The organism is Arthrobacter sp. H5 (genome assembly GCF_000520595.1).
Taxonomy (GTDB): Bacteria; Actinomycetota; Actinomycetes; order Actinomycetales; family Micrococcaceae; genus Arthrobacter_D.
In genome coordinates this window covers 1-6,001 of record NZ_KI915028.1, presented here as the reverse complement: position 1 = coordinate 6,001, position 6,001 = coordinate 1, and the positions used below count along the sequence as shown (strand labels likewise).

Genomic DNA, 6,001 nt, shown 5'->3' with positions numbered 1-6,001 from the left:
GGCCGGCAGCGCCTACCGGCCGAGGATAGGAGGCTGTCATCAATGATGGGGAACTCGCAGGTGCATGTGACAGCATATGTTCATGCTGAAGTTCCTAGTGCGGATTCTGATTAACGCTCTGGCCCTGTGGATTGCCGCGTGGGTCCTTCCCGGGATCACCGTGGGGTCCGAGGCCACGGCTGAAGCGTCGGGCGACCAGACGGTTGGCACAATCCTTGCCTACCTGTTTGTGGGTCTGGTCTTCGGCATCGTGAATGCCCTGGTCCGGCCCATAGTCTCCCTGCTATCACTGCCCATCACAATTCTGACGCTTGGCCTGTTCACGATCATCATCAACGCCGCGATGTTGATGCTGACCTCGTGGCTGACCAGTTTCACACCGGTCACCTTTGGCGTTGATGATTTCTTCTGGACTGCGATTGTTGGATCACTCATCATCAGCGTGGTGTCGCTCATTGCCGGTTCCCTGACGGGGACGCGGAAGTAGTCAGCGCCGGTCCCGTCCGAAGCGCGGCACCGGCTTCTGACCAGAGGTGAGTGACGCGGGGGGTGGAGGGGGAACCGTCCGGGTCGCCTTAAAAACGTGGCGGGTGGCCGTTGTGCTTCCTCCCAGACCAGCGGCGAGGAGAGCGGCAGGCGCGAGGGACGGGTGGTCGCTTGCGTCCACCGCTGCGGCGGCCTCCAGGTAGGTCCCGATCTTATGTGCAGGACCGAAGCCCTTGTCATCGCCGTCCAGCAGGGTTGCCGGGTTGTCCACGGTGACGGTGACCTGGTTGCGCTGGTCACTGTTTGGTCCCGCATCCAGTCTGGGCACTGGGTCCGAGCCGTGCTCAAGGTGCAGATAGGTGGTCCCATCCATTGCGTTTTCGGTGGCTATGGGTGACCCCGCAGTGAGGACCATTGCAACATCGAAGTCTGTCTGGATCTGCTTGTCCGCAGCGATGTTCATGGCGTGCATGCCGCTCTGGCTGTAGCCGACCAGAATCAACTGGTCGCCGTCCTTGGCACCGGCCTCGTCAAGCGCGCTGCGGATGGCCTCTTTGACGAAATGGCTGTCCTGGTTCATTGCTTCCGCGATGCCAGTCAGGTCCCACGGGTTCTCCGTTGGATACGGAGAGGAATTCTGCGTTCCAGGCATGGACACAACAAACGTCTTCCCCTCCGCCCGGTCCACTTCAAGAACCTCCAGATAACCATCGCCCTCGGCATCCGCGGCTTCCAACCGTCTCAACATTCCGTGGATGGAAGGATCCACCTGCGACGGCTCACTGCTGGTGCGGGTGACTGAGATGTGATCGGATTTCAGGTAGGTGAGGCTTTTCATGGTGAGGATTAGACTCTGGGCGGCGCCAAACAGGTGAAGCGCACGCATCTGGAACCTGGCGGCGGCCAGCAGTTCCGCTCCGTCATACGCCGCGCGGCTGGATCTGACCTTCCATGAAGCAGACTGCAGTTCACTCTCGTTTCCGGAAGCCGCAGCGTACGCTGCCTCAACCGCATCCATGGCTGCAGGACCTGTAGTCACCGGAAGGGGCCGAAACAGATGGGGAAGTTGTCGAAGTTCGAGGATCACCTGGCTCAGCCCTTGAACAACCACTTGCAGATCGCCGGCCAAGCGGCCTAGCGATTCCGCTCCGCGGGACAGCTCCTCCCATTGGAAGCGGATGCCCCCAACTCCGCCGCTAACCGAAACCAGGCCAGGATCGTTCGGCGGAGCAGCAACAGGAACAAGTTCGGTCCAGCTCATTGTCCTACCTGCGCTGCTGCTTCGGCCTGATACAGGGCGGCGGAATGGGCATCCAGTTGGACCGCAGCCAAGCGCAGCAGCCCGGCAACCTCCGCCATGCTGCGCCGGCGCTCCCCCAGATAGCTGCGGAAGTTCCTGCCTGCGGGTGACTCCCAGTCAATACCGGCAACCGCAACGAGGCGGGCGCAGATCTCATCAACGGAATCCGAGTGCAGCCGTACCTGGTACGCGAGCGCGGCCACCGCCTGACTGTCCTGTGCCCACGTTTCGCAGCGTGCCGCCGTCGTTCCCTGTCCACCCATGACTAAGAACCTACGGATCGCGGGCCACGCACATTGGCGGAAGGTGCTCTATGTGCGTAAATCGCCTGACTTTCGTTTCTGTGCAGGTAAAGTCACGCTTCCTGCGGAGCAGGCCTGTCATGGAATGATTGCTTGTATGGCTCACACTCCACTTTCCCGCGTAGAACTTGCGTCCGTTTCGATCCATGGCGCCCCGATTGCGCTTGGGCCTTTGGACGGAAGGTACCGCGCCGCCGTCGCGCCCTTGGTGGACCACCTCTCTGAAGCCGCACTCAACCGGGACCGCGTGCATGTCGAGGTGGAATGGTTGATCCACCTCACCCGGAACTCCGCGCTTCCCGGGACGCAGCCTTTGACCAGTGAGCAGGAGTCGGCCCTGAGGTCCATCGTGTTGTCCTTTGACGGCAATTCGATCGCGGAACTCGCCGAAATCGAGCAGGACACCGTCCATGATGTGAAGGCCGTTGAGTACTTTATCGGCCGCAGGCTGGAGGGCATCGGCATCTCACATCTGTTGCCGCTTGTGCACTTCGGCTGCACTTCCGAGGACATCAACAACCTGTCCTACGCCATGGGCGTCAGGGGCGCCGTGGAGCAGGTGTGGCTGCCGGCCGCAAGGTCGCTGGTGGACCAGATAGTTGTGATGGCGGAAGAATCCAAGGCCGTGCCCATGCTCTCGCGGACCCACGGGCAGCCTGCCACTCCAACCACCCTCGGCAAGGAACTGGCCGTCGTAGCCCACCGGCTCAACCGCCAGTTGCGGCGAATTGCACAGACTGAGTACCTGGGTAAAATCAACGGGGCAACCGGAACCTACGCGGCTCATGTCGCTTCCGTTCCGGCGGCGGACTGGCAGGGCCTTTCTCGGGGTTTCGTGGAAGGCCTTGGCCTGAACTGGAATCCGTTGACCACGCAGATTGAGTCCCATGATTGGCAGGCGGAGCTGTACGCGGATGTCGCACGGTTCAACCGGATCCTGCACAACTTCTGCACCGATGTGTGGAGTTACATCTCGATCGGGTACTTTGCGCAGGTTCCCGTGGCGGGCGCCACCGGTTCCTCAACCATGCCGCACAAGGTCAATCCCATCCGGTTTGAGAACGCCGAGGCAAATCTTGAGATCTCCTGTTCGCAGTTGGACGTTCTGGCCTCCACTCTGGTCACTTCGCGCTGGCAGCGTGACCTGACGGATTCTTCCTCCCAACGCACTATCGGCGTGGCATTTGGCCACTCGCTCCTGGCGATTTCAAATGTCGCCAAAGGGCTGCAGCGCCTCGATGTGGCCGGAGCGGTGCTCGCAGAGGACCTCAACGGCAATTGGGAGGTGCTGGGTGAAGCGATCCAGATGGTGATGCGGGCAGAAGCCATCGCCGGAACGCCGGGCATGGAGGGCCCCTATGAACGCCTGAAGGATCTCACCCGCGGACAACGGGTGGATGCGGCCCGGATGAAAGAATTTGTGCTTGGACTTGGCCTATCTACGGAAGCGGAGGGACGCCTGCTGGAATTGACCCCTGCAACGTACACAGGCCTCGCTGAAAGCCTTGTTGACCACCTGAGCTGAGCCGTTCACAACACCCGGAATAGGACGTCACAGTGGCAGGCGTATTGATCGGCTTTGCCATTGTGGGCGCCGTCATCCTGGTGGGCTATGTTGCCGGCCGTCTTGAACTGGCGGGCCGCGATGCCGGGCAGGTCCTCAGCCGGACGGCCTTCTTCATCACCAACCCCGCATTGCTGTTCACCATCCTGGCCACCGCTAACCTGGAGCAGGTCTTTTCCGCCTATGCTCCGATCGCCCTTCTTACCTCAGTTCTGGCCGCAATCCTCTATGTGACGCTCAGCCGGATCTGGTTCAGGCGTCCCGCCGCGGAGACAGCGGTGGGGGCCATGGCCAGCTCCTACGTCAACGCCAACAATATTGGCATTCCGATTGCGGTCTACGCCCTGGGAAACGCGACGCCGGTGGCACCCGTCCTGCTGGTGCAGCTGCTGATCCTCACTCCCTTCTACCTTGCCTTCCTCGACCTCGCCTCAGGCCGGAGAGCTTCCGTAAAGAACATCGTCACGCAGCCCGTGCGGAACCCGATCATCATCGCTTCCGTGCTGGGTGTGCTCGTGGCATGGGCCGGCCTGGATATTCCCGATCCGGTGATGGAGCCACTCAAGCTGCTGGGCGGCGCCGCTGTCCCGCTGGTCCTCTTGGCGTTTGGCATGTCACTGCGTGGCAGCAGGCCACTCGGCGCAAAGGAATTCCGTACCGAAGTGCTCGTTGCCACGGTAATCAAGACAGTTGTCATGCCGGCGATGACCTACCTCGTTTCCCGGTTCCTCTTTAACCTGCACGGCGAGCTGCTCTTCGGCGCCGTAGTCATGTCCGCTCTCCCGGCCGCCCAGAACATCTTCCTCTTTGCGAGCCGGTATGACCGCGGTGTTCCCGTAGCGCGTGACGTGATTCTGATCAGTTCAGCGCTGGCCGTGCCCGTGCTTGTGCTCGCCGCGGCGCTCCTGGCTTAAGCAACCACTCACCTGGTATGCCTGTCCGGATCGGGCGTCCAGAATCCGGACAGGCAGAGAAAAAGAAAGGACCCCTCCTAGATGATTGATTCCAAGGGGTCGGTTCGGTGTGTCCTGACCGGAGTGTGAGTGAAGGGCGTCCAGAGTCGGTGTTGTTAACCCAACATTTGATTCCCTGAAAGGCTCAAACATGGACACTGATCTGGACGCCCTTGCAACTTCACTTTACGTCACCGCTGATGACTTGCTGAAGCAGTTTCCCGAACAACTACCATCCCGTCCGCTGGTCGGGATCGCGCCAAGGATCTCGGATGCGGAACTGATCACCTTGGCCGTGATGCAGGCACTGCGCGGCTATACCAGCGAGGCCAGGTGGCTGCGGTTCGCCCGCAAGAACCTGCACGGACTCTTCCCCGACCTGCCAAAGCAGCCCGGCTATAACAAGAGGCTGCGCCGCCTCGCCGGCACAATGAACTGGCTCATCAAGATCCTGGGCAGCCAAACGCAGATCCACGACGACCAGGTCTGGGTGGTCGATTCCACCCCGGTTGAATGCGGGCGCTCCCGCGAGACCGCGCAGCGCTCGGACCTGGCAGGGTGGGCCGAATACGGGTACTGCGCCTCCCACTCCCGTTATTTCTGGGGTCTGCACCCTGCACGGGCTGCCCGTCGGCTATGCCCTGACAGGGGCGAAAGCCGATGAACGCGAAACGTTCCTAAGCATCCTCGCCGGTACCCCGGTCATGGCCAAGACGCGCAGCCGACACGGCAGCCAGCAGATGATGATCGCGGACAAAAACTACTTCGGCAACGAGTTCGAGCACACCATCGACCAGGCAGGAATCGAGCTGCTGCGCCCGGCACGTAAAGGAGAGAAGCCGCGGGCAGGATCCCGTTTCTTCAAACCCCTGCGACAGATCATCGAGTCCATCAACGAAACCTTCAAAGGCCAACTCAACCTCGAACAACACCGCGGACGCACCCCCTCCGGCGTGATCACCAGAGTTACCCAACGTATCCTCGCCATGACCGCCGCCATCTGGCACAACGACCAAACCGGACACACAATCCGCCGCTCACTAACCGCCTACGACCACTAACCCCTTGGAATCAATCATCTAGCCAAGGTGTCCCTTGCGGGACGCCCGTTCCGGGCTGAAAATGTTGTTGTGGTCGCCTGTCGATGCCGTTATCCCTATGGTTCGTTGAGGCCGTCGTCTAGCCGGGCATTGGGGATCACGCCGTGGGCCCTTCACTGTTGCCGATTGATTGAGCACGAGGACTAGATTCAGCTTTTCCCCGTTGTGATTCCCGCAGGCGGCCACCTGTCCATATCAGGTACGAGGGTAGGGAAAGGTCGGGCGAGGGCCGTGTTGGCGCAGTCCCAGGATGAGGAACAGATTATTGCCAGGGTTGCTGCCCTGGATATTGGCAA

General features: G+C 61.0%; 7 protein-coding genes. 5 read left to right on the top strand and 2 right to left on the bottom strand.

Annotated elements, in window-relative coordinates; genetic code table 11:
• The first annotated feature begins 82 nt into the window (after positions 1-82).
• The gene (locus Y708_RS0119710; protein ID WP_028281241.1) at positions 83-487 is read left to right on the top strand and encodes a phage holin family protein; all 405 of its coding nucleotides are present in this window, start codon (positions 83-85) and stop codon (positions 485-487) included.
• Here the strand turns inward: Y708_RS0119710 and Y708_RS0119705 are convergent, their stop codons facing one another.
• Both Y708_RS0119705 and Y708_RS0119700 read right to left on the bottom strand, forming a co-directional pair.
• Positions 488-1,747, bottom strand: a complete 1,260-nt coding sequence (locus tag Y708_RS0119705; RefSeq protein ID WP_028281240.1) for a hypothetical protein — start codon at positions 1,745-1,747, stop codon at positions 488-490. It lies immediately after the preceding gene.
• Entirely contained in the window at positions 1,744-2,049 is a 306-nt protein-coding gene (locus Y708_RS0119700) for a hypothetical protein (RefSeq protein WP_028281239.1), read from the bottom strand. Before Y708_RS0119700 ends, Y708_RS0119705 begins: the two co-directional genes overlap by 4 nt.
• A 136-nt stretch (positions 2,050-2,185) precedes the next feature.
• Here Y708_RS0119700 and purB point away from each other — a divergent pair, with 136 nt between their 5' ends.
• From purB to Y708_RS30555, 4 genes are all read left to right on the top strand, one after another.
• The gene (gene purB, locus Y708_RS0119695; protein WP_028281238.1) at positions 2,186-3,613 is read left to right on the top strand and encodes an adenylosuccinate lyase; all 1,428 of its coding nucleotides are present in this window, start codon (positions 2,186-2,188) and stop codon (positions 3,611-3,613) included.
• 32 nt (positions 3,614-3,645) lie between these two features.
• Entirely contained in the window at positions 3,646-4,566 is a 921-nt protein-coding gene (locus tag Y708_RS0119690; protein ID WP_028281237.1) for an AEC family transporter, read from the top strand.
• Positions 4,567-4,756: 190 nt separating this feature from the next.
• Positions 4,757-5,269, top strand: a complete 513-nt coding sequence (locus tag Y708_RS31290; RefSeq protein WP_253905897.1) for a hypothetical protein — start codon at positions 4,757-4,759, stop codon at positions 5,267-5,269.
• A complete protein-coding gene (locus Y708_RS30555; protein ID WP_253905898.1) occupies positions 5,202-5,666 on the top strand; it encodes a transposase in 465 nt (154 codons plus the stop codon). The genes Y708_RS31290 and Y708_RS30555 overlap by 68 nt, the downstream gene beginning before the upstream one ends.
• Positions 5,667-6,001: the final 335 nt, after the last annotated feature.